The sequence below is a fragment of the Arthrobacter sp. Marseille-P9274 genome (genome assembly GCF_946892675.1).
Lineage (GTDB): Bacteria > Actinomycetota > Actinomycetes > Actinomycetales > Micrococcaceae > Crystallibacter.
On the sequence record NZ_CAMPOV010000001.1, the window covers coordinates 188,316 to 210,105 of the forward strand.

Consider the following 21,790-nt stretch of genomic DNA (forward strand, 5'->3'; position numbering starts at 1 on the left):
GGCAAGCCGTGGACATTCCCCCGCGAGAAGAGTACTTGGTGAGTGAAAGCTTTCATACCCTAGTACGACCCTAGTTTTTCCTTGGGGTGTGGCCACGGGTGGTTGACGGCGTGCCGCCCGCCGCGTAGGCATCCTACTGCGCGGCGACTCGGTAGCTGCCCCAACCGCTGCCGATCAGGCGCCTCGGAGCCCAGATCTTCCTGTCCGCCTGGTAGTACCAGAGCTTGCCGGCGCCGTCGCGGGCGATCAGCCCGGTAGTGCCCGCTCCCCCGAACCCGCTGGAGCTGACGATATTGCCCATCTTGTCCCAGCCGGAGCGGCCGATGATCAGCCGGAACTCGCTGATGAATCCGCCCGCGCCGTCGCCCCGGAAGAGCTTCAGCTGGCCGGCCGGCGTCCTGGCGACGAGGTCCTTGCGCCCGTCCTTGTCCCAGTCGAGGGCGGCAAGGGCGTACTGCGCCCAGCCCCCGCTGCCCAGCACGTAGCGCGGCGAGAGGCGCGATCCGGCGGTGTTGCCGTACACGTAGAGCTTTCCGGTCCTGCGGTCCTGCGCGATGATCGACGGATAGTCGTCCCCGCTCTTCCACCGCACAACGGTCAGGTCCAGCGGGCCCCACCCGCTGCTGCCGATCGTCGAGCGGGAGAATCCGCCGGCGGCCCGCGCGGTGTAGAGGTAGAGCCGCCCGGCCTTCGACTTCGCAACGATGTCCATGTAGCCGTCGTCGTTCCAGTCCGCCGTGTGGAGCTCGTCCATCGTGGTCCACCCGGACGCGCCGATCAGCTTCCGGGTGGAGGCCGACCCGCTCCTGCCGTAGTTCCACAGCTGGCCCCGGGCGTCGTAGGCCACGAGGTCCCCGGGCCGGATCGACGGCGTGGCCCTCGGCCCAGCGGGCGTCACGCCGGTGAGCGCCGCCGCCGCGTCCACCAGTCCCGCGCCGCAGCCCACCGAACATCCCGAGGCCAGCGGCCGCGCCGTCGCCTTCAACCGCTTCTCCACCGCCGCCGGCGACAGGCCTCCGCCGGCGGGCGACATCAGCAGCGCCGCCACCGCGGAAACGTGCGGCGCCGCCATCGAGGTCCCCTCCGCGTACGCATAGGATTCGGCCCCCGCCGTCGTCGCCCCGCCGTTGGAGGTGGACGGAATCCCGTTCGCTTCCGCCGCGGCCATGTCCCCGCCCGGCGCGGTCACGTCCAGCAGGGATCCGTAGTTCGAGTAGGCCGCCCGTCGCCCGTCGCGCCCGCTGGCCCCGACCGCGATGACGTTGCGGCAGTTGCCAGGGCTCGCATTCGCCGCGTCCACATGCTCGTTACCCGCCGCCACCACCACGGCGGTCCCGGCGCCGTAGGCATAGTTGATCGCAGCCTGGGTGGTCGGCGAGCACAGCCCACGGTTGCCCAGCGACAGGTTGACCACCTGCGCCGGATTCGGATTCAGCGGCGCGCCGTCCACTGCCCCGCCGGCGGCCCAGACGATCGCGTCCGCGATGTCCGACATGAAGCCGCCGCAGGCCCCGAGCACCCGCACGGGCAGGATCTTCGCGCCCGGCGCCACGCCCGCCACGCCCTTTGCGTTGCCGGCCACCGCGGCCACCGTCCCGGCGACGTGTGTGCCGTGCCAGGACGAGCCCTCGCCGTCCTGGTTGTCACCGCAGTCGAAGGCCCCGTACCAGTCGCCCTCGTCCCGCGGATCCGCGTCCCGCCCGTCGCCGTCGCGCGCCATCTCGGCATTGGACACCATGTCGTAGCCCGGCAGCACGTTGCCGGCCAGGTCGCTGTGCGGCGTAATGCCGGTATCGACGACGGCGACCACCGCGCCTTCCCCGGTGCTCACGTCCCACGCACCCGGCACGCGCAGCCCGGCCCGGTCCTCCCACAGGTTCCACTGCCGGCCGTACAGCTCATCGTCGGGCGCGGCGGCCAGCGGCCTCATCAGCCGGTCCGGTTCCACATAGACGACGTCGGGGCTCGCCTCGAGCGCGGACACCAGGTCTGCCGCCTGGGCATTGTCCAGCGGCTCCTCCGCCGCCACGATCCGGGCACCCGTCGCCGTCGTCCTGACCTCCTCGACCGCGACGCCGAGCGCCTTCGCGGCCCGCCCGTACGCCCTGCTCCGGCCGACCGAACTGCGCCCGGCCCGCTCCTTGAACTTGACGATGAAACGCCCCGTCGCCGGTCCGCCGTCGCCGGTTTCAGCCTGGTCCCATGGCTGGGCCGATACGGCCGGCCGGCCCGGCTGCTCCGCGGCGTCCGCGGGCACCGCGGGCACGGCTAGGCTGCCGGCCAGCAGGGCTGCGCTGAAAACCGCGGCGCCGAACACGGCTCGGGAGGGGCGGAACACGGGCATGGAAATCCTTGGGAGAGGCACGAAACTGAACGGGCGCTCTGCAAAAACCCATCCTTCGCACCCGGTCTGATCATAACGGTTAACCAAAACCGAAGGCTGAGTTTTCCACAGCCGTTTCTGCGCGCCGCCACTCAATCAGTTGTGCACAATTGAGTTGCCCGTTACTGTGGACGCATGCCCACCTCCCCGACCCTGAGCCAGCAGGTGTGCTTCGCCCTGTACTCGGCTTCTCGTGCCACCACCGGCCTGTACCGGACGGTGCTGAAGGAGCTCGACCTGACCTATCCGCAGTACCTGGCGATGCTCGTCCTCTGGGACGGCGACGGACTCGAGGTCCGCGAGCTGGGCCGGGAACTCCAGCTGGACAGCGGCACGCTCTCCCCGCTGCTGAAGCGGCTGGAACACCTCGGCCTCGTCGAACGGCGCCGGCTCCCGGAGGACGAACGCCGCGTCCTGGTCCGGCTCACCCCGGCCGGCCGCGACCTCCAGGCCAAGGCCGTGGACGTTCCGGGTCGGATCGCCGCCGCCACCGGCCTGGACCACGAGGAGCTGCTCGCCCTGCGCGAGACCCTGCACCGGATTTCCACCACCCTGCAGACAACCGAAAGCGAGACCACCCCATGACCCCTCTGTACACCGCCGAGGCGCTGGCCACCGGAGACGGCCGCAACGGACGCACCCGCTCCGCCAACGGCCGCCTCGACTTCAAGCTGGACGCTCCCGTCGAACTCGGCGGCAGCGGCGTCGGCACCAACCCGGAGGAGCTCTTCGCCGCCGGCTACGCGGCCTGCTTCCACTCCGCCCTGCAGCTCGTGGCCCGCCAGGCCAAGGCCGACCTCACCGACTCGGCCGTCGGCGCGCAGGTCAGCCTGAACCGGCAGGACGGCGGCGGCTTCGGCCTCGCGGTCGTCCTGGAAGCCTCGCTCCCCAACGTGCCCGCCGAGCACGCGCAGGCCCTGCTGGAACAGGCGCACCAGGTCTGCCCGTACTCCACCGCCACCCGCGGCAACATCGACGTCGAGCTCCGCCTCGCCGAGGACTGATCGGCATCCGTCGGCCCGTCGGCAGACCCCGGCCGGTAAAATCCGAGAACCGGCAGGAAGGCGCCCCATGATCGACATGCTGCTCCGCCGCCCGCTCGGACCCGCCGCCCGGATCGCCGACGGCTTGCGCGTGCTCGGGCTGCTCAGCGTCCTCGCGGCGCTCATCGGCTGGGGCCTGGTCGAAGTCCTGCTGTTCCTGCTGGTCCTCCTGGGCCAGCTGCTCACCCGTGCCGCCGGAACGCATCCCGTCCTCGACGGCGCCACGAGCACCGTGCTGCTGCTGGCCTCCTGGAGTGCCGTCCTCGACTGGTACGCGGCGGTCCCGGCGCTGGACCTCGCGGTGCACTTCGCCGCCACCGGTGTCCTGGCCGCCCTGGCCTTCCGCCTCTGGCAGCGCTGGCTCGAACCCGCACCGCAGCCTCCGCCCGGCGGCGCACGGAGCGTCCTGCCCGTCCTGTCCCTCGGCGCCCTGCTGAGCGTCCTGTGGGAGTTCGGCGAATGGTTCGGCTACTACCTGGTCAGCAGCGACATCAACGTGGGCTACGACGACACCGTCGGCGACCTCGCCGCGGGCCTGCTCGGCTCGCTCACGGCCGGGATCGTCCTGGCCAAGCTGCGTCCCGCCGCGGAAATAGCCGGAGGCGCCGGCCCCCATGCCGGCGCCTCCGGCGGCTCTCCGGGCCGCCCGGGCGGACCCTACTTTCCGCCCGCGGACGAGGGGTAGGCCGCGTCCACTTCCACTTCGACCAGCCAGCCGTCCACCGGAAGGTTCTCGATCTCCAGCGCGAACCGGGACGGACGCGCCGGATTGACCACCAGCGGCTCGGCCGGCGCCGCGGTGCCCAGCCGCACCGGCACCGGCTCTCCGGTCGCCAGGCTGGTGTTGGCGAAGTACTGCCGGTAGGCCCGGTTCCAGCCGGCGAAATCCATCTGCTCCTCGCCGTCGGGATTCTGGAGGAACACGCGCATGGTGATCACGTCGTCGTACGTTAGCCCCGCCCGCTCAAGGTTCTCCCCGATGCGCGCCAGCACGTTGATCCCCTGGGCCTCCGTAATGGTGACGCCCGCCGGCAGTTCGGCACCGGGGAAGATGTCCGTGTCGATGTAGCGCTCCTCGCTGCCGGCCGGCGCCGCCGCATTCTTCGCCGCCGGGCCGAGCCCGCTGCTCTTGTAGATGGCGGTGTTGGCCCCGATCGCCACGCCCTCGGCGATCATCGGATTGTCCTGCCCCTCCGGCAGCATGGACACGGTCTCGTTGGGCTTCGGCCCTCCGAATTTCTTCGCGATCTCCGGCGCGGCCACCGCCGCGGTGGCGGAGAGGGAAACAACGACGGCGGCGGCGGCCATCGCCGGCAGCTTGCGGTGGGGCATGAGGTTCCTTTCGGGGACGTGCGGATGGTCCTGGCGGGGCCGGATGCGGCGCATCATGCGGCCATCACCCGGCCGTGCAGCGCGGACACGCTGGCGCGCGCCGAGACCATGGCGCCGTGCTGCCAGGCGATGGCGTGGCTGAGGTGGTCGCCGGCGAAGTAGATGTTGCCCTCCGGTTCCAGCAGCCTCTTGTACTTGTCGTCGGCCTGCGACGGCCAGCCCACCCAGGCGCCCTCGGAGTGCTCCACGCTCTTCCAGTCCACCGAGAAGGACGAGGCAACGTCCTGGCCGTAGACGGGGCCGTGGATCTGCGCGCCCTTCTCCAGCGCCGAGGCGAGCCGGCCGGCGGGCTTCATGGCCCCGTAGGTCCGGGCGCTGGTGCCGGTGTTGTAGTAGCCGATCATCGTTCCGCGTTCGCCGTGGAAGCCGCTGGAGGGGTACCACATGTTGCCCAGCCCGGTGCTGGTGTTGGTGATGCCGCCGTAGATCCGGTGGTCCAGTTCCCACCAGCGCCGGCTGTATTCGATGCCGATCTTGCCCGCGTCGGCCGGCTGCGCGTAGGCGAGCGCAGCGACCGCCTCGGCCGAGAGGTTCCCCGGGACCTTGGCGGCGATGTGCGGCGGCAGCGCGCAGATCGCGAAGTCCGCCTCGAGCACCTTCTGCTGCCCGCCCGGGTTGGTGTAGGCGACCTCGACGCCGGCAGGGGTGTTGCGCAGTTCGAGCACCTTGGCGCCGTACCGGATTTTGTCCAGCCCGATGGCCTGCTCGAACGCGTAGGGAATCCGGTCCATGCCGCCGACCGGCTGGAACATCATCATCGCCTGGTCCCAGCCGAACTCGAAGGAGAAGTAGTTGCCCACGCCGCTGGCCAGCACGTCGCTCAGCGGATACGGCGCCAGCGGCGTTCCGGCCTCCAGCCCGGCTCCAGGTTCCACCTCGTAGCCGCGGCGCCCCGTGCCGCTGTACCTGTAGCTGGCCGCCGCGTCGCCGGGCACCTTCGGCCCGATCGCGCCGAAGCTGCCCAGGAAGGAGATCAGCGACTCCTTGTCGGCCGCCGTGAGGTAGCCGTCCAGCGAGCCCTGGTCCGTCGCCTTGGCGAGCAGCTCGGAGACGTAGCCGTAGACGTCGGCCTTGGCCGCCCGGTGGCGGACCGCCGTGTTGGACAGCGCCGTGCTTCCCTCGCGGTAGAGGTAGGCATCGGCATTCTGGTTGACGAACGGCTCGATCGCCACCCCGAGTTCGCGGCAGTAGTCCAGCGTCACGTGGTGCTGCGGGATCCGGCCCGGCCCGGCGTTCATGTACTCGCCCTTGGTGAACTTCGCCGTCTGGGTGATGCCCTTCAAGTCCGTCTCGCTGGTTCCCCCGCGGACCGTCCAGTTCCGGCCGCCGGGCCGGTTGCGCGCCTCCAGCACGGTCACCGTGTAGCCGGCCTTGCCGAGTTCGTAGGCCGCGGTCAGCCCGGCGATGCCGCCGCCGAGCACGGCCACGGACTTCCGGCCGCGGCCGCGCAGGTCCCCCGCATTGGGCGCCACGTAGGCCGGCGTTTCGGCCACCGCCGGAGCCAGTCCCATCGCACTCATCGTTCCGTACATGACGCCGGCTCCCCCGGCTATGCCTACATATCTCAGAAAATCCCTGCGGGTGTTGGGCAACTTCGTCTCCTCATTAATGCCGTATCAATGCCGTTCGCTGGACCGACAAGGTGAAACTATTCAGTCCGCGTTTCCGCGTGTGGCCGGGAAGATTCCGGCAGCGTTAAGCCGAAAACCGCGCAGGTAAACTCCGTTGCCGCCCGGTAAAACGGCGTCCGGACCCTCGACAGTCCCGCCGCTGCCCGCTAAGGTGACCCGCCGCCGTCGGACTTTGCAGCTGCAGCGGCCCGCCCCATCACGCGGAGCCTGACGGGCAGCACGCGAGGAACAAAAATCGCAGGGTAACCATTGACACTTTCAATCGTTCGAATAAACATTAGTTGTCCGATTAAACGATCTACAGTCAGGTTCCCAAATGACCCGTACTCTGCGTCAAAGCTGCCGCACGATTGTTTCCGCCACCGCCCTCTCGGCCGTCCTGACCGCCGCCGCCCTCCCCGCCGCGGTCGCCGCTCCCCCGGCCGCCAACGGCTCCTCCCCCGCGGCCGCCAGCCAGGCCGCCTCCACGGTCGCCTCCACCGTCGCCACCGGCACCCTCGCCAACGGCGCCACCTGGCGCGCCGAGGTCCCCGCCGACTGGAACGGCAAGCTGGTCCTGTTCGCCCACGGGTTCCGCCCCGGACCCGCCAACCCGGCCTGGGACAACAGCTTCGCCCCCACGGCCAGCGAACTCATCCAGCGCGGCTACGCCGTGGCCTCGTCGTCGTACGCCGCAACCGGCTGGGCGCTGGAAACCGCCGCGCAGGACCAACTGGACACCCTCGCCGCCTTTGAGGAGCAGTTCGGCGAGGCGGACCGCGTCATCGCCATGGGCCGCTCCATGGGCGGCCTCGTGACCAGTATGATGGCCGAGATTCCGGACGCCGGCATCGACGGCGCCGTCAGCACCTGCGGCCTGGTCGGCGGCGGCGTCGCCCTGAACAACTACCAGCTGGACGCCGCCTACGCCGCGGCCGAGCTGCTGCTCCCGGGCCAGGACGTCCGGCTGACAGGCTTCACCACTCCCGAGCAGTCGAACGCCACCATCGCCAGCCTCAAGGCGGCGCTGCAGCAGGCCACGGAATCGGCGGAAGGCCGGGCCCGGATCGCCCTCGTCGCGGCGCTGCTGAACACCCCCACGGAACTGCACGGCGTCGACGTCGACAATCCCGACACCCTCGCCGCCGCCCAGGCGCAGCTCGTGCTCAACACCCTGCCCACCGTGATCGAGCGGCGCCACACCATCGTCAACGCGGCCGGCGGCGACAGCGGCTGGACCGCCGGCGTTGACTACGCCAAGCTCCTGCGCGCCTCCGCCCAGCGCCCGCAGGTCGAGCACATGTACCGGCTCGCCGGCCTGGACCTCTCGGATGATCTGGGGACGCTGACCGCCAACGCGGACATCGGCCCGGACGAGGCCGGCCTCGAGTGGATGCAGCGCACCTCCACTCCCACCGGCGAGCTGCAGGTGCCGCTGCTGGCCACGCACACCCTCGTCGACCTGCTCGCGCCCGTCGAATACCAGGAGGAGTATGCCGAAACCGTCCGCCGGGCGGGCGAACAGCCGCTCTTCCGCCAGGCCTTCGTGGACCGCGAGGGGCACTGCAGCTTCACCGTTGCAGAGAACGTCGCGTCGGTCGAGGCCATGGACCAGCGCCTGGACACCGGCCGCTGGGCCGACTCCACCAAGACTTCGGTCCTGCAGCGGAACGCCGAGTCGCTCGGCCTGGACGGCGCCGCCTTCGTGGACTTCCGCCCGGACGAGTTCATCAACGACCGCGTCTGGAACGGCTAGAGGGAGTGGACATGACCAACACCATCCAGCGCCGCGCCATGCTCGGCGCAGGCCTCGCCGCCGCTGCCGGCCTCGCCACCGCCGGCTCGGCAGCGGCCGCCGACAGCAAGGGCACCCAGCCGACGCTCACCGACAAGAAGTTCGGCGACCTGCTCGCCGGCATCCCGATGGATAAGGTCGGCACCGAGCTCGCCTTCGAGGCCGTCGTCGACATCGCACCCAGCGAGGACCTCGGCGCCGGCCCGCTCGGCGGGCGCCGCATCGTCCCCATCACCGGCGGCCGGTTCCGCGGCCCGCGGATCAGCGGCACGATCGAGGCCGGCGGCGCCGACCGCCAGCTCATCCGCGGCGACGGCATCCGCATGCTAGAAGCAACCTACGAGCTGCGCGCCGACGACGGCACCGTCCTCAACGTGGTCAACAACGTCCTGATCGACCAGCCCACCCCGGACAACCGCTACTCCCGCTCATTCCTGACGGTCACCGCGCCGACCGGCCCGCACGACTGGCTGAACCGGCGCATCCTCGTCGGCACGCTCAACTCGCTGAAGCCGGCGCGGGACGCCGTCCTCGTGCGCGTCTTCGTCCTCACCTAGGCCACCTAGGCCATTGGGCAGCGGGCAGTAACGACGGCGGTGCTCGCCTTCGCAACAGCCCCCCGGGAGTCTGAACTGGATTATTCAGTCAACTTTCGGGGAGCTGTTCCGCTGACCTGGCGGCTCAGCTGATCCAGAGCGGGTTCAGCGCTCACCTCTGGTCCTCCCGCTCGGCATCTTCGATCGCCTTGGCCAGGCGCGCCCGTTCCTTGTCGATCCACTGCCTGCCGCCGTAGGCCTGGGCAAAGTTCTCGGCAAAGTCGGCCGGGTCCTCGCCGACGATCTCCCGCACTGGGGTGCCGTCGGCGGCGGCGCGCTCCCACAGGTCGGCCAGGTCGCCGAACATCGAGAGGAGGGTCTCGCCGTCGGTGACGCCTCCGTAGTACATGAGGTACCGGTGCATCGCCTGCGCCGCACTTCCGTACGGCTCGGGGAGGGAATCGATGCGAGCCTTGTCCTGCTTGTACTGCTTCTTCTGCTCGAGCGACCCGGCAAGGGCCTCGATCCACTTTGCTGCCATGATTAATCTCCTTCACCCTGCGGGTGTTCCCTGTGATGGTGGAGCCGTTCGATCCGTTCCGCGAGGAAGCTCCAGGCCCCCCAGAACTCTTCGAGGTACTCCTTGCCCAGTGTGTTGATCGAATAGACCTTGCGCGGCGGTCCCTTCTCGGACGGCACCTTTTCCACGTCGACAAATCCCCGGCGCTCGATCCTGATCAACAGTGCATAGACCGTGCCCTCGGCAATCTCGGTGAAACCCTGCTCCCTGAGCCGTGCCGTGATCTCGTACCCGTAGGCCGGCCGCACTGCCAGGATCGCGAGAACGATTCCCTCGAGCGTGCCCTTGAGCATCTCGGTCATCTGCTTGGCCATGAATTCCTCCCAAGCTACCTAGTGTTGCTGACTACCACTAGATAGTAACACTGAATAGCTCCTGCACAAGAGGCGCCCGCGCCGGCATCGCTGACCGCCTCGTCGACATGGCCGCGGCTCATCGAGCCAGCTCGTCATGACCGGCAGCCACAACTGGAACTTCACCTCCCTGCACCGCAACGACGAAGCCATCGTCGAAACCACGGACGCCGGGATCTATGACCAGTACGAGGCGAACTTCGACGCTATGTGGGCAGCTGCCGGGCAGTAACCGCCCGCCAGCTGGCGGCACAACAACGACGGCGGTGGCCGGCTTTTTCGCCGGCCACCGCCTTTGTATGTGCTGCTTAGGGTTCGGCGTGCTCGCGGCCGCCGCGGGTGTGGACCTTGCCGCTCTCGTGCAGCACCAGGACGGGACAGGCGGCATGGGCCACGCAGGCCGTGCTCACCGACCCGAGGTGCATGCCGCGGAATCCGCCGTGGCCCCGCCGGCCGACCACCAGGAGCGCGGCCTCTTCGCCGGCCTGCACCAGCAGTTCCGGCGCCGGGCCGCGCAGCAGTTCCGTGGACAGGCCCGCCGGCTGCTCGGTGCCGTACGCCTGCTGCAGCGCGGCCTCCAGCTTCTCCTTTGCAGATGCCTCAAAGGCCTCGAAATCCGGCGGCACGTAGCCTTCGTACATCCGCGGAAAATGCCAGCACGCTATCGCGTGGACCCCGGTATCCAGCGCCGGCGCCAGTTTGGCCGCCATCCGAAGCGCCTCCACGGAGGACTTGGAACCGTCCACGCCTACAACGATCTTGCCGCTCGACAACGCCATCCTGCCCTCCAAGTGTTCGCCTGCAGGTCCCCACCATGGCACGTGGTCGGCCCGGTGGGTAAGGGAACAAAGCCCCGCATCAGGAGACTGCGGTCAGGACCAGGCCCTGCCGCGCTGCACCAGGTTCTCCGGCTCCGTGCCGCTGCCCAGTGCAGCGAGCTGCCGCTTCAGCAGCCGCACGATCCGCGGCTGGAACGCCGACGTGTCGCCTCCGACGTGCGGCGTGATCAGGGCATTTTCCGCCTGCCACAAGGGATGGTCTTCCGGGATCGGCTCGGGGTCGAAGACATCGATCGCGCAGCTGATCCGGCCCGAGACCACCTCGCGGGTCAGAGCGTCGGAGTCGACCACGGCGCCGCGCGCCACGTTGACCACGAGCGCGCCGTCCGGCAGGGCCGCCAGCACCCGGGCATCGATGAGGCCGCGCGTCGCCTCGGTCAGCGGCGTGATGACGATCAGGATCTCCGCCTCCCGCGCCAGCTCGACCAGCTCGTCGCTGCCGTGCACATGGCCGTGTTCGTCCTCCCGGGCCTTGCTGCCGACCCGCGTCAGCTCCACCTCGAACGGCAGCAGGCGCTTGGAGATCTCGGCCCCGATCCCGCCGACCCCGACCAGCAGGACCTTCCGGTCGGCCAGGGACAGCCTGCGCTCGTGGCACCACCGGGCGTCGCGCTGGTCCCGCGCCGCGGCGTCGATGCCCCGCAGCGAGGCGAGCGCCAGGCCCACGGCAAGCTCCGCCGTCGACGCCGCATGCACTCCCGCCGCACTCGCAATGGCGACGTCATCGCCGACGGCCTCGGCCACGCCGTCGACACCGGTGGTCTGCGCCTGCACCAGCTTCAGGTTGGTGGCCCGGGAAAGCGCACCGAGGACGTCCTGCGCATTCAGGTACGGCAGCACCACGGCGTCGACATCGGCCACATCCACGTCCACCGGATCGCCCCGGAAATCCCACACCGTTCCCCGCAGTCCGTCCGGCAGCGGTTGCACCGCCTCCAGCAGGTCCTGGTCGGGAAAGCTGATCGTCTTGATGTCAGCTGCAGAATCGCTCACGGAACCTCCGGGTTCGTCTTCTCATACGGACAGGTCTTGGTTTTCAGTCGCCGGCTGACCGGCCGGGGCCTTCGTCGGCGAAGGCCAGGTCGCGCTCCTCGAGCGCGGCCTCAAGGATGCGGATGGCTTTCGGGCCGACGCCGTGCAGGGCGAGCAGTTCGCCGCGCGTGTGCTGGGCGACCCGGGACAGGGTGGTGACGCCGGCCTGGAGCAGGGCGCTGTTCGCCGGCCGGCCGATCGGGGGAAGGTCACCGATCTGCGCCGGCACATCGCGGGTAGTCATGCCGCCATGCTAACCGGGCGGGATGTCGGTGTGGCGAAGGCCGGGCCCGGCGCCGTCGCACGAAGGGCAAACGCTTGTCGTCGACACTCCCTGCATAAATCGGTTAACGGGCGGTGCGGATGCGTTAAGAGCGGATGGCACGGCGAGCATCCGGGCGTCGGGTTTCGTTCACCCGGTTGGGCAACAGTTGGTGGTGCCGGCCGACCCCAACCGGCCGGCGATCACTCAACCGGAGGTTCCATTCGTGCACCCGTCCACGTCCACCCATCAACAATCAGCCTGGCTGTCCCGGCCGCTGCGCCTGACCGCGGGCGCCCTGGCCCTGCTGGCCACCGGCGCCATGATCGGTCCCGCTGCCAACGCCGCGCCCGCCCAGCCCGAATCCGACTGGGCCGCCAACGCCTACCGCGGAGGTGTCGACGTCGTTAAGTCCGCGGACGCGGACCAGCAGACCCTCGACGGCACCGTCTTCGATGACAAGAACAAGAACTCCACGCAGGAATCCGGCGAGCCCGGCCTGCCCGGTGTCAAGGTCTCGAACGGCCGCGAGGTCGTGACCACCGACGGCCAGGGCCGCTACGAGCTGCCGGCCTTCGACAACATGACCGTGTTCGTCACCCAGCCGCGCGGCTACCAGGTGCCGGTGGACGAGGACAACGTCGCCCAGTTCTTCTACAACCACCTGCCCGAGGGCTCCCCCGAGCTGAAGTTCGGCGGCATCGCCCCGACCGGCGCGCTGCCGGACAAGGTGAACTTCCCGCTGGCGCAGAGCCAGCTCACCCAGTCGCCGGAGCAGCACTGCGCCGTCGGCGCGGACGTCCAGACCTACGACCAGGAAGAGGTCGGGTTCGCGCAGCAGGGCGCCTTCGCCGACCTGGCCGCCCGCACCGACTATGCCGGCTGCGGCGCCCTCTTCATCGGCGACATCGTCGGCGACGACCTGTCGCTCTTCGGGCAGACCCGCGAGCTGACCTCGATGCTCAACGGCCCGGCCCGCTTCCTGCCCGGCAACCACGACCTGGACTTCGACGCCCTCGACAAGGAGCACGAGTTCGACACCTTCCGCGCCCAGTTCGGCCCGGAGTACTACTCGTACGACGCCGGCAAGGCCCACGTCGTCGCGCTGAGCAACATCGAGTATCCGACCCAGGTGCCCGCGAAGAAGAGCAACTACACGTACAGCCTCGGCGAGCGTCAGCTCGAATGGCTCCGGGCGGACATTGCAGAGGTGCCCAAGGACCGCGTGATCGTGCTGGCCGGCCACAGCCCGCTGCTCGAGTTCTACTACAGCAACTCCCACACCGTGAAGCAGCTGCAGGAGATCTACGAGATCCTCGACGGCCGCGAAGTGGTCTCCCTGGGCGGCCACACCCACATGTCGGAGAACCTGCGCGCGGGCGACCTCATGGACGGCTGGCGCGACGAGGTGGGCGAAGCCGGCCTGCCGTTCACGCACCTGACCGTCCCCGCCGTGTCGGGCCAGTGGTACAACGGCCGGGTGCTCGAGGAGGGCTTCCCCACCGCCATCCAGCGTGACGGGACCCCTCCGGGCGTGCTGACCCTGGACATCAAGAACACCGAGGTCAAGGAGCGCTTCACCGCCACCGGCGATGACGGCTCCGACCAGATGGCCCTGGGCATCAACTCCCCCGCGTACCGTGCCTGGTTCGACGAGTACAAGAACCAGCGCGGCAAGGCTCCGGCCCCGGAGAACCCGAACGCCGTGGCCAAGGGCGAACTCGGCGAGACCTGGCTGACCACCAACTTCTGGATGGGCGCCACCGGCTCCACCGTCAAGGTGTCCATCGACGGCGGCGCGGCCACCGAGGCCGTCCGCACCCAGCAGCTGCAGGGCGAGACCCCGCTGATCGGCGGCGAGTACACGGATCCGTCCGCCACCCTGGAGCAGCTGGTGCACGGGGGCGGCCTCCACGACCGCACCTCGCACCTGTGGCGCCTGGAACTGCCGGCCGACCTGGCCGTCGGCAAGCACACCGCCACGGTCACCGCCACCGATGTGCACGGCCGCGAGTCCACCGAGACCCTGGCCTTCGAGGTCACCGAGTAAACACCCCAGTACGACGGCGGGGGGTTGCGCTGAGTTCCCGGCGCAACCACCCGCCGTCGTCCCCTCATTGTTGCCCGCCCCCGAACGGGGGCAATATCGCAGGCAGCGTCGATGTTGGCAAGGGGGTTACATTGCCGGATGCCACGCCTGTAGCGTCCTTAAGTGGCTGCCGGCCGGTAGCCACCAGAGGAAAGGAGAGAACGCCCATGCGCAAGACCATTTTTGCTTTCGGAGTGACCGCGGCGTTCGTCGCCCTGTCGGCGGGACCTGCGTCATCAGCAAGCTTCGACTCGGTCGAGACCGACGATGCCGTCATCCGCCTGGCCCACGTCAGCGACGGTGCGGCCACGATGGGGCCAGCCGCCTTCGCCATTGACGCCAAGGACCCGAGCCAGGCAGCGAACGACGACGCGGAGGGAACCATCGCGTACAACCTCCTCGACGCCAACGGCGAAAAGACCGGAGCCGGCGTGACGGCCGACGTCATCTGCGTCGCGGCGGAAGACTCCGGCTCCGGCCGGAACGCGACGGTCTGGGGCTGGCTGGATAAGCCCGAAGGCGCCACCACGGCTGTCTCCATCACCGTCTCGGACCTCGACAAGGACGGCGTTTATGACCGTGCGACGGCTGGCGAAGTCGCCGGGGCACCGTCACGTGAAGCAATCTCGGCAGCCTGCGCCCACTCGAGTGCGACGGGCACCGGGCTGATTGACGGCAGCGTGGCAGTCGTCGACGGCGTATCGCCCGCTGCCTGACCCGTGGAGACCTACTGCATGAGGTTGTAGACCTCCACCTCGGTGGCCTCGGGCATCGTGGTGAAGCCGCCCTCGACCCCGGCCTGCAGCTTCGGCAGCAGCGTCCCGTCGCGGAAGGCCTCCCAGCTCTCCTTCGACTCGTGGACGGCGATGACCCGCCATCCGCCGTCGGAGGGGCCGGCCGCGTGGAAGATCTGGCCGGGCGGCCGCTGGCCCGGGCCGGGGTGGACGGCGGCCACGGATGCCTCGTACTGCTCCTTGGTTCCGCCGGGGAAAAAGTGCACGATCGCATAGGCCGAGCTGTTCATGGTGGGCTCCTTCGAAAGATCGAACATCTTCATCGTGGCCCTGTGCTTCGGGCCGGACAAGGGGCCTTCCGCTCAGTCTTCCGCGTCCCGGATGTCGTACGGGTCCTGCCAGCTCGACTCGTCCCGCTCGATCCGCCGGACCCACGCCGCGGGCACCCAGCGCGTGTGCATCCGGTAGTCGGCATCCTGCCACTTCAGGTGGACGTGCTCGCGCGTCCAGCCGATCGCCTTGGCGTCCACGGTCACGCCGCCCTCCGCCTCGAGCCGGGCCCGCACGTACGGCTCCCGGCCGTAGGGCGCCCGCGCCGGCGGGAACCGCTTGAAGTCCGGGTGCCAGGAGCTCTCCTGCTGCAGCAACCCGCGGGCCTTCGTGCGGTCCACCTTATAGAACATGCGCTCCATTATCGCCGCATTCGCTCGAACACGTGTGCCCGGGACCTTCGGCCCTATGGGCGCCCGCTGCTTAATCGTTACCGTAGTGGAACGCATCAGCGGCGCCGCCGGATGGGGAGGCTGCGGCGGCGCTGGTGCCGGTTGGGGGTATTGGTGTGGAGCCCGATCAGGGGAACGGCGGGCTCCACACAGCCCCCGCCTCGCAGCCGGCCCTGGCGGCAATCGGCGCCTAGTCGGCCAGCACGCCCGGTTTCTCCGGCGCGTACAGCCACATGTCGAACAGCGGGCCCAGGTCCTCGCCGGACACGTCCTCGGCGAGCGCGATGAACTCGCCGATCGTGGCGTCGCCGCCGCCCTGCTCCTCGGGCCACCGCCGCAGGATCGTGAAGAAGTCCTCGTCACCCACCGCCTGCCGCAGCGCGTGCACGGCCATCGCGCCGCGCTCGTACACCGCGATGTCGAAGAGCGCCTCCGCGCCGGGATCGCCGATCACGACCTTCCAGAACGGATCCGACGCCGGAATCGCCGCCCGCTTGTCGAAGAATTCCTGCGCGGTCTCGAGGCCCTGCTCCTCGCTCCACAGCCACTCGGCATAAGAAGTGACTCCCTCGTTCAGCCAGATCTCCCGCCAGTCGGCTATCCTCACGCTGTCGCCGTACCACTGGTGGGCCAGCTCGTGCACCACCACCAGGTCGGCCAGCGGCTGCGCGTAGAAGAAATCCTTGGCATAGACCGGCCGCGTCTGGTTCTCCAGCGCGAAGCCCAGCCCGGCCAGGTCGTCCACGATCCCGCCGGCGTCGCCGAACGGATAGTCGCCGAAGTAGCCCTCGAGGAACCGGATCATCTCGGGCTCGCGGCCCAGCGCCGCCTCGGTACGCGCACCCAGTGTCGCCGGCGGCTCATCGGTGGCGGTCCAGCTCCCCCCGATGTCGGGACTGCCCGCAGGCGGACCGCCGGCCGCCCACCCGTCCCAAGTGTCGCCGTCGTCCTCGAAGGACGTGCCGCCCTCCCCCGCAGACACGGCGATGTCATCGATGAACAGCCCGTTGTGGGCCACCTCCGCGTCGGAGGCGTAGGTGATGGAAAGTTCGACGTCGGAGCCCGCGTAGGCGGAGAGGTCCACCTTCCACTCTTCCCAGGTTTCGCCCACGCCGCTCGCGGCATTCCACGTCCCCGAGGAGCCCTTGGACGCGCAGGTGCCGTCGGGCTTCGCCGACTGGTAGTGCTGCAGGAAGGGATGGAGCTTCAGCCAGTCCGGGCAGGATCTGCCGGCCGCCGTTGAGGTGTGCCCGTTCCGGTCCGGCAGCGTCGTCCAGTCCTGCCGCCCCGGCGTCCGGGCCTCGACGAACGCGAAGTCCCGGCCGCCCTGCAGCTCCCGGTTCACCCAGAAGGACAGTTCGGCCCCGCCGGCCGTCACGGCAATGGTGCGGCTCAGCCGCTTGTACGCCGCGTCGCCGGCCTGCGCGGACGCGAACTGCCGGCCCGCGTGCGCGGCGAGCGGCGTGAACAGGTCCGGATCGTAGGCGTCGACGAACTTCAGCCCGTCCGCCCGGTACTCGTCCAGGTCGAACGCCCCCACGTTGATCGTCGCCAGGTAGGACGCCATCGGGTCCTCGGCCTCCCACACCCACCGGTTCCGGCCGTTGGCCGTCTCCTCGTCCACCAGCCGCCCGTTCGCCACCACCTGCAGCCCCTCCGGCACCGTCACGTCGAAGGTGTAGCCGGCCGGGTCGGACGGATGGTCGTTTACCGGGAACCACGTCGCGGCCACGTGCGGCTGCCCGAGTACCATCGCGCCGTCGTCGGTGTGGAAGAACCCCGAGCGGCCCAACGCATCCTCGATCGTCTTGGGCACGCCGTGGTAGGTGACGACGCTGACGAAGTCCTCGCCGTCGTCGATCCCCTCCGCGGGAATGACGGTCAGCTCGCTGCCCGCCCGCTTGAACGCCGCCTTCTCCCCGTCCACCTCCACGGAATCGACCGTCAGCCCGTCCAGGTCGAGGTTGAACGAGCTCAGCTCCTGCGTCGCCTCGGCCCGCATCGCAGCCCGGCCCGTCAGCTCGTCCGTCGCCGGCTCGTAGTCCACCTCCAGCGCGTAGTGGAGCGCGTCGTAGCCGCCGTTCCCGTCCTTGGGGTAATACGGATCCCCCAGTCCCGGCGCCCCCGGAGTGTGCGACGGCGGGGCCTCGCCGGGGTTCCGTGCGTCCGCCGATCCGGCGGCCAACAGGGCAACCGAGCACGCCAGCGCGCACCACGCGGCTCTGTGCGAAGGCAACGATCCCGAACGACCAACCCGGCTGAACATCTTCGTCATGACGGTTCCTGCATCGAACGTCTGGGACACAAGGCTCCTCCCGAACCACGCAACCGTCAAGGCGGAAAACCGAGGATCAGTAGCTTCCTTCCCAAGGTTCTTTAAGCATCTGCCTCGTACGTTTTCAGGGTCGTTCCAGTAACGGGCAAACGAGGGGAAGTCGGTTCAGGACATGGCAGCAAATACATGGCAGTTGCAGCTCATTGACGGTTGGCGTCTGCGCTCCGGCGGCCGGGACGTGAAAGTAGGCCTGCGTCAGCAACGGCTGATTGCCGCCCTGGCGCTACTCGGGAGCCAGCCGCGGCCCTACCTGTCAGGGTTGCTGTGGCCGGAGAGCAGCGAGAAGCAGGCCTCGGGCAGCCTGCGGGCGGCAGTCTGGACCATCTCGCAGCAGCTCCCTGGCCTGTTGGTCAGCGATAACCTTCGGCTGGGCCTGGCGGAATCAGTGCGTGTCGACGTGTCCGACTTCCTCCTCGACACCGCGGGCGCGACGACTGGTGTGACTACGGGAAACCGGCTGGACGTGCGGGGCCGGGCCGATCTGCTGCCCGGGTGGTACGACGACTGGGTCCTCGAAGAACAGGAACAATTCCAGCGGCGCAGGCTGAGCGCCCTGGAGGCCATGGCCGAAAACATGCTGGCCCTCGGCGAAACGGAAGGTGCGCTGGAAGCGGCCTGGGCCGCGTTGCGCATTGATCCGCTGGCCGGCAACGCCATGCGCCTGCTCCTGCGCGCACAACTCCAGGAAGGAAACCACGCCGGGGTACTCTCCGCCTATCGGGACTTCAGCCTCCGCATGCGAAACGAGTTCGGAGCCCGCCTCCCCGCAGACATCACTGCAATCGTCAACCCGCTGCTCATCCGCGCCGTCTGAAAAGCAACCTTTTCGTCATGACGGTTTCCGGTGGCCGGCGAGGAACGCCTTTGTTCCGATCAGCTCCTGGTGCTCGCCAGCGGAGAGGTCAAACGGGTCAGGAACGCTGTGGCCGTCCACTCAAGGAAGTTGGAGGCAGCTGTATCAAGGGCTTCGAGCATGTCAGGAAGCAGGGGGTTCGGATCGGTGCAGCGACGGACGGCGTAAATCCGGCGTCGCGACGGAGTGCCGGAGAGCCGCTGCATTTTGATGTTCCGGTCGATGCCGAGGGCGAGGGCAGGAACGAGCGCCACGGCGAGCTGTTCACTGACGATGCCGCGGATGACGTCGAAGTCGTTGCTGTTGAACCGGATCCGCGGGCTGAATCCCACCTCGGCGCACAGCAGTTGCAGCACCTGCTCGCTGTCCGAGCCGCTGGCATTCGTCGCCCATACTGCCTCGGCGAGGACTTCCAGGCGGACCCGCTCATCCCGTTCCGTGTTGGGGCCGCCTCTGAGGACCACGAGCTCCTCGTCCAGCACCAGTCTGTATTTCAGGTCCGAGTGCCGCTTCGCAGGGAGCAGCGGGTACTCGTAAACGATCCCGAGGTCGACCTCGCCGCTGAGGACCGCATCCGGCAGCTCGGCTGACTGGATGTCCTCCACGCGGAGCTCGGCTTCCGGGCGCCTGTCCAGGATACGTGCCATGGCCTTCGGAAGAAGCTGGGCGGCTACGGTCCCGGATGCACCAACCTTTAGGCGGCCCCGGTCGCCGTGCGCGTAGGAGGACATTTCGTCTTCCGCGTGGGCCAGCTGGGTAAGGAGGGTGCGGGCGTGTCCGGCCATCGCCACGCCGGCAGGCGTCGGCCACAGGTTCCGGGCACCGCGTTCAAAGAGTGCCACGCCCAGGGCCTTTTCCAGCGCGGCAATCTGCTGGGAGACGGCGGATGTCGTATAACCGAGCTCCTTCGCGGCAGCGCTGTGGGAGCCGGCTTCGAGCACGGCCAGCAGAGTCCGCAAGTGCACAAAGCTATTGGTACTGCTCATGTTCTGCATTCTGCCTGCATCCGCCGGGCGGCTCGCGCTTGGCGACAGCTCGTTACGATGCTGCTTTGAGCAACGCCAGGCAGAGTGTTGTCGAGTCGTAGACCAGCAAGCCCGAGACCTCACGTACCGTCGCCGCGTAGGGCGGGAGGTTTGTGCATTCCAGCACGATGGCGCCCAACCGGCTGTGTTCGCGCAGCAACGACTTCGCTGCCTCGGCGACCTCCTGCTCCACCGCTTGCTCGTCCAGGTCAGCGGTGCCTTCGACAATCGCGGAGGTGAAGGCTGGACTCATGTCCATGCCTGCGACGGCCGCAGGAAGGCCACGGCAACCGGCGCCAAGGAAGTGGGCCTCGGTCAGGCTCGCCCTGCGGGCCGTCAGCACCCCGACCTGGCCGTGCCGTCGCTCCGCCTCCGGGACTTGCAGGAGACTCGACGCGGCAAAGGGAACCGAGAGCTGCGCCTGGATCTCGGACTGGAACAGCGCCAGGAAGCCGCAGCTCGTGGAAATGGCCTTCGCGCCGCGACGCTCCAAAACGCGGCCCGCGGCGACAAACTCGTTGATGAGAAGGAGGTCGGGTTCCTTGACGACCCTGTGCACCGAGGCTTTTGGCACTGTTTCGTAGAGGACGGGAAACGGAAAGGTCAAAGGGTTGCCGATATCCCCCACGGGGCGTCGGAACGAGGTTGCCAGCATCAGTACGCCAAGCATGGATCAGATAAACCAGACCAGCAGGCCAATGGCGAGGAAGTACAGCGAGTTCGGCAAGGCCAGGATCATCACCCTAACCGGATCCACCTTGGTGTTCAGGGCGGAACCGACGAGACCACAGACCACGAACGCGGTCAGCCCCACGGGAGGCATGTTCTGGCCGGCCGCCGCAATATGCGAGGCGCCCAAGGCAGCATTGACCGGATCCATGCCGAGGTTGACCAGGATAGGTCCAAGGAAGGTCACCAAGACGGTCTGTGCCGCGGTCTGGGATCCGGTCAGCATCCCAATCGCGACGATGCCTGCTGCTCCGCCGAGCTTAAGCTCAGGACCTGCCAGCGACTCCGCGGCCACCGCCACGATGTCGATTGCCCCCACCGCGTAGAAGATGCCGATCATGGCCGCGGCGCAGAGCTGGATCTGGATGGTTCCGCTGACCTTGCCCAGTCCCGCGCCGACCGTTCCCAAGGAATCCCGCCTGACGCTCTTGAAGAAGAAACTCACCACGATGGCAACGATGATCGCCAGCACTACCGGGAAGGCGATGCCTTTGAGCACTGGAATCGTTCCCATCCAGGCAACGGCGGAGCCAAGTACGGGAGTTTCGGTGAAGACGTCAAAGCCGAACCCGGTCTTCGCGATCACAATTGCCACCAGCACCGCCAGCGGAATCAGGGTCTTCCAGCGCTCCCGCATGAGTCCGGCGAAAGCCTTGAATCCTGTAGCATCCAGCGGCGCAGCACCCGGACCCGTCGAGCCGCCTCCGGATCCGGCCGCGCCGCCCGCGGCCGCCGCAGGGGCGGAGGGGATTCCCGTTCGCCCCGCGCGGCCGGACGCTGTGCCCGGGGGAGGTCCGCCGGCCGTCTGGACGGCCGAAACCAGGCTGCTGCCGAGACCGCGCTTGGCCCGGACGAACCGGAAGGATTCCAGGATCGCGAAGACTGCCCCGACGCCCACCGTCAGGTAGGCAAGGTTAGTGACGGGCGTCGGGTCGATTCCCACCAGGGACGCCGACAGGAAGACGCCCTGTGAGATTGGCGGCATGATCGAGCCGATGGACGCACCGACAAGGATCATCATGCCGATTTGAACCGGCTTGATCCGTAGTTCGCTGAGGGCATGGATCACCAGGAAGCCGATGACCGTTGCAGCGGCGATAGCATCTCCGAGCAGCGACCCGGCAAGGATCAGCGTCACGAAGACGGCGGCAATCAAGCCTTTTGGCGACTTGCCGAACAGCGCACGCAGTCCGAAGAGTGTCGTCTCCATCGCCCCCAGGCGGACCTGGGCTTCGGCGTAGATGCTGCCGAACAGCGATAGGGCAATGACCCAGGCCAGGCGGTCCACACCGTCGACAATTGCCAGGGCCCACTCCGCCGGTGCCAGACCGCCGATCAGGCCGGCGGAGACCGCAGCGGCCAGCAGCGCGGCGCGGATGTCGCCGCCGATCCACGGGATCTTCTTGACGAGGGCAATGGCGAACAGCAGCACCAGGGGGACGATAACTACCAGCATGTGTCGGACTCCTCGGCCTCGG

At 68.7% G+C, this 21,790-nt stretch carries 23 protein-coding genes; 9 read left to right on the top strand and 14 right to left on the bottom strand.

Translation table 11 applies throughout. The features are described from left to right. Positions 1-133 precede the first annotated feature (133 nt). Positions 134-2,344, bottom strand: coding sequence for a S8 family peptidase (locus tag OC550_RS00810; protein WP_262103415.1), 2,211 nt, complete (start codon positions 2,342-2,344; stop codon positions 134-136). Positions 2,345-2,518: 174 nt separating this feature from the next. Here OC550_RS00810 and OC550_RS00815 point away from each other — a divergent pair, with 174 nt between their 5' ends. From OC550_RS00815 to OC550_RS00825, 3 genes are all read left to right on the top strand, one after another. Then, entirely contained in the window at positions 2,519-2,968 is a 450-nt protein-coding gene (locus tag OC550_RS00815) for a MarR family winged helix-turn-helix transcriptional regulator (RefSeq protein ID WP_262103416.1), read from the top strand. Next, positions 2,965-3,387, top strand: coding sequence for an organic hydroperoxide resistance protein (locus OC550_RS00820; RefSeq protein WP_262103417.1), 423 nt, complete (start codon positions 2,965-2,967; stop codon positions 3,385-3,387). The genes OC550_RS00815 and OC550_RS00820 overlap by 4 nt, the downstream gene beginning before the upstream one ends. A gap of 67 nt (positions 3,388-3,454) precedes the next feature. Beyond that, positions 3,455-4,111 carry a hypothetical protein gene (locus OC550_RS00825; RefSeq protein WP_262103418.1) on the top strand — a complete coding sequence of 219 codons (657 nt, stop codon included), beginning with the start codon at positions 3,455-3,457 and terminating at the stop codon, positions 4,109-4,111. On the opposite strand, the gene OC550_RS00830 is transcribed toward OC550_RS00825, so the two are convergent. Both OC550_RS00830 and OC550_RS00835 read right to left on the bottom strand, forming a co-directional pair. Then, positions 4,084-4,758 carry a Rid family hydrolase gene (locus OC550_RS00830; RefSeq protein WP_262103419.1) on the bottom strand — a complete coding sequence of 225 codons (675 nt, stop codon included), beginning with the start codon at positions 4,756-4,758 and terminating at the stop codon, positions 4,084-4,086. The two genes, OC550_RS00825 and OC550_RS00830, sit on opposite strands and share 28 nt — an antisense overlap. Before the next feature lie 53 nt (positions 4,759-4,811). Beyond that, positions 4,812-6,338: a flavin monoamine oxidase family protein gene (locus tag OC550_RS00835; RefSeq protein WP_306556896.1), complete on the bottom strand. Its 1,527-nt coding sequence runs from the start codon at positions 6,336-6,338 to the stop codon at positions 4,812-4,814. Positions 6,339-6,765: 427 nt separating this feature from the next. Here OC550_RS00835 and OC550_RS00840 point away from each other — a divergent pair, with 427 nt between their 5' ends. Both OC550_RS00840 and OC550_RS00845 read left to right on the top strand, forming a co-directional pair. After that, positions 6,766-8,184 carry a S9 family peptidase gene (locus OC550_RS00840; RefSeq protein WP_262103420.1) on the top strand — a complete coding sequence of 473 codons (1,419 nt, stop codon included), beginning with the start codon at positions 6,766-6,768 and terminating at the stop codon, positions 8,182-8,184. 11 nt (positions 8,185-8,195) lie between these two features. Further along, positions 8,196-8,780: a DUF3237 domain-containing protein gene (locus OC550_RS00845; RefSeq protein ID WP_262103421.1), complete on the top strand. Its 585-nt coding sequence runs from the start codon at positions 8,196-8,198 to the stop codon at positions 8,778-8,780. A gap of 151 nt (positions 8,781-8,931) precedes the next feature. On the opposite strand, the gene OC550_RS00850 is transcribed toward OC550_RS00845, so the two are convergent. Continuing rightward, positions 8,932-9,300, bottom strand: coding sequence for a DUF1048 domain-containing protein (locus OC550_RS00850; protein WP_262103422.1), 369 nt, complete (start codon positions 9,298-9,300; stop codon positions 8,932-8,934). Between the two features lie 2 nt (positions 9,301-9,302). After that, positions 9,303-9,653, bottom strand: coding sequence for a PadR family transcriptional regulator (locus OC550_RS00855; protein WP_262103423.1), 351 nt, complete (start codon positions 9,651-9,653; stop codon positions 9,303-9,305). 136 nt (positions 9,654-9,789) lie between these two features. Here OC550_RS00855 and OC550_RS00860 point away from each other — a divergent pair, with 136 nt between their 5' ends. Continuing rightward, the gene (locus OC550_RS00860) at positions 9,790-9,924 is read left to right on the top strand and encodes a phospholipase D family protein (protein ID WP_262103424.1); all 135 of its coding nucleotides are present in this window, start codon (positions 9,790-9,792) and stop codon (positions 9,922-9,924) included. Positions 9,925-10,000: 76 nt separating this feature from the next. On the opposite strand, the gene OC550_RS00865 is transcribed toward OC550_RS00860, so the two are convergent. The 3 genes from OC550_RS00865 to OC550_RS00875 form a co-directional block, all read right to left on the bottom strand. Continuing rightward, positions 10,001-10,471, bottom strand: coding sequence for a universal stress protein (locus OC550_RS00865; RefSeq protein ID WP_262103425.1), 471 nt, complete (start codon positions 10,469-10,471; stop codon positions 10,001-10,003). 93 nt (positions 10,472-10,564) lie between these two features. Continuing rightward, positions 10,565-11,524 (bottom strand): 2-hydroxyacid dehydrogenase, encoded by a 960-nt coding sequence (locus OC550_RS00870; RefSeq protein ID WP_262103426.1) that lies wholly within the window; start codon positions 11,522-11,524, stop codon positions 10,565-10,567. A gap of 43 nt (positions 11,525-11,567) precedes the next feature. Next, positions 11,568-11,807 (bottom strand): hypothetical protein, encoded by a 240-nt coding sequence (locus OC550_RS00875; protein ID WP_262103427.1) that lies wholly within the window; start codon positions 11,805-11,807, stop codon positions 11,568-11,570. Between the two features lie 244 nt (positions 11,808-12,051). Here OC550_RS00875 and OC550_RS00880 point away from each other — a divergent pair, with 244 nt between their 5' ends. Together OC550_RS00880 and OC550_RS00885 are read left to right on the top strand one after the other, a co-directional pair. Continuing rightward, complete coding sequence (locus OC550_RS00880) at positions 12,052-13,875, top strand: calcineurin-like phosphoesterase family protein (protein WP_262103428.1); 1,824 nt, start codon at positions 12,052-12,054, stop codon at positions 13,873-13,875. A gap of 206 nt (positions 13,876-14,081) precedes the next feature. Continuing rightward, on the top strand, positions 14,082-14,630 hold the full coding sequence (locus OC550_RS00885; protein WP_262103429.1) for a hypothetical protein: 549 nt from the start codon (positions 14,082-14,084) through the stop codon (positions 14,628-14,630). Between the two features lie 11 nt (positions 14,631-14,641). On the opposite strand, the gene OC550_RS00890 is transcribed toward OC550_RS00885, so the two are convergent. The 3 genes from OC550_RS00890 to OC550_RS00900 all read right to left on the bottom strand — a co-directional run bounded on the left by OC550_RS00890 (position 14,642) and on the right by OC550_RS00900 (position 17,645). Further along, on the bottom strand, positions 14,642-14,938 hold the full coding sequence (locus tag OC550_RS00890; RefSeq protein WP_262103430.1) for a hypothetical protein: 297 nt from the start codon (positions 14,936-14,938) through the stop codon (positions 14,642-14,644). 72 nt (positions 14,939-15,010) lie between these two features. After that, a complete protein-coding gene (locus OC550_RS00895; RefSeq protein ID WP_262103431.1) occupies positions 15,011-15,331 on the bottom strand; it encodes a hypothetical protein in 321 nt (106 codons plus the stop codon). Between the two features lie 229 nt (positions 15,332-15,560). After that, complete coding sequence (locus tag OC550_RS00900) at positions 15,561-17,645, bottom strand: M1 family aminopeptidase (protein ID WP_262103432.1); 2,085 nt, start codon at positions 17,643-17,645, stop codon at positions 15,561-15,563. A gap of 172 nt (positions 17,646-17,817) precedes the next feature. On the opposite strand from OC550_RS00900, the gene OC550_RS00905 reads away from it, so the two are divergent. Beyond that, on the top strand, positions 17,818-18,519 hold the full coding sequence (locus OC550_RS00905) for a BTAD domain-containing putative transcriptional regulator (protein WP_262103433.1): 702 nt from the start codon (positions 17,818-17,820) through the stop codon (positions 18,517-18,519). A gap of 59 nt (positions 18,520-18,578) precedes the next feature. Here OC550_RS00905 and OC550_RS00910 read toward each other — a convergent pair whose 3' ends face one another. Genes OC550_RS00910 through OC550_RS00920 form a run of 3 tightly spaced genes read right to left on the bottom strand, consistent with a single transcriptional unit; the run spans position 18,579 to position 21,768 of the window. Further along, positions 18,579-19,544, bottom strand: coding sequence for a LysR family transcriptional regulator (locus tag OC550_RS00910; protein WP_262103434.1), 966 nt, complete (start codon positions 19,542-19,544; stop codon positions 18,579-18,581). Positions 19,545-19,596: 52 nt separating this feature from the next. Further along, positions 19,597-20,253 (bottom strand): aspartate/glutamate racemase family protein, encoded by a 657-nt coding sequence (locus tag OC550_RS00915; protein ID WP_306556897.1) that lies wholly within the window; start codon positions 20,251-20,253, stop codon positions 19,597-19,599. Positions 20,254-20,256: 3 nt separating this feature from the next. Continuing rightward, complete coding sequence (locus tag OC550_RS00920; RefSeq protein ID WP_262103436.1) at positions 20,257-21,768, bottom strand: TRAP transporter large permease subunit; 1,512 nt, start codon at positions 21,766-21,768, stop codon at positions 20,257-20,259. Positions 21,769-21,790 lie beyond the last annotated feature (22 nt).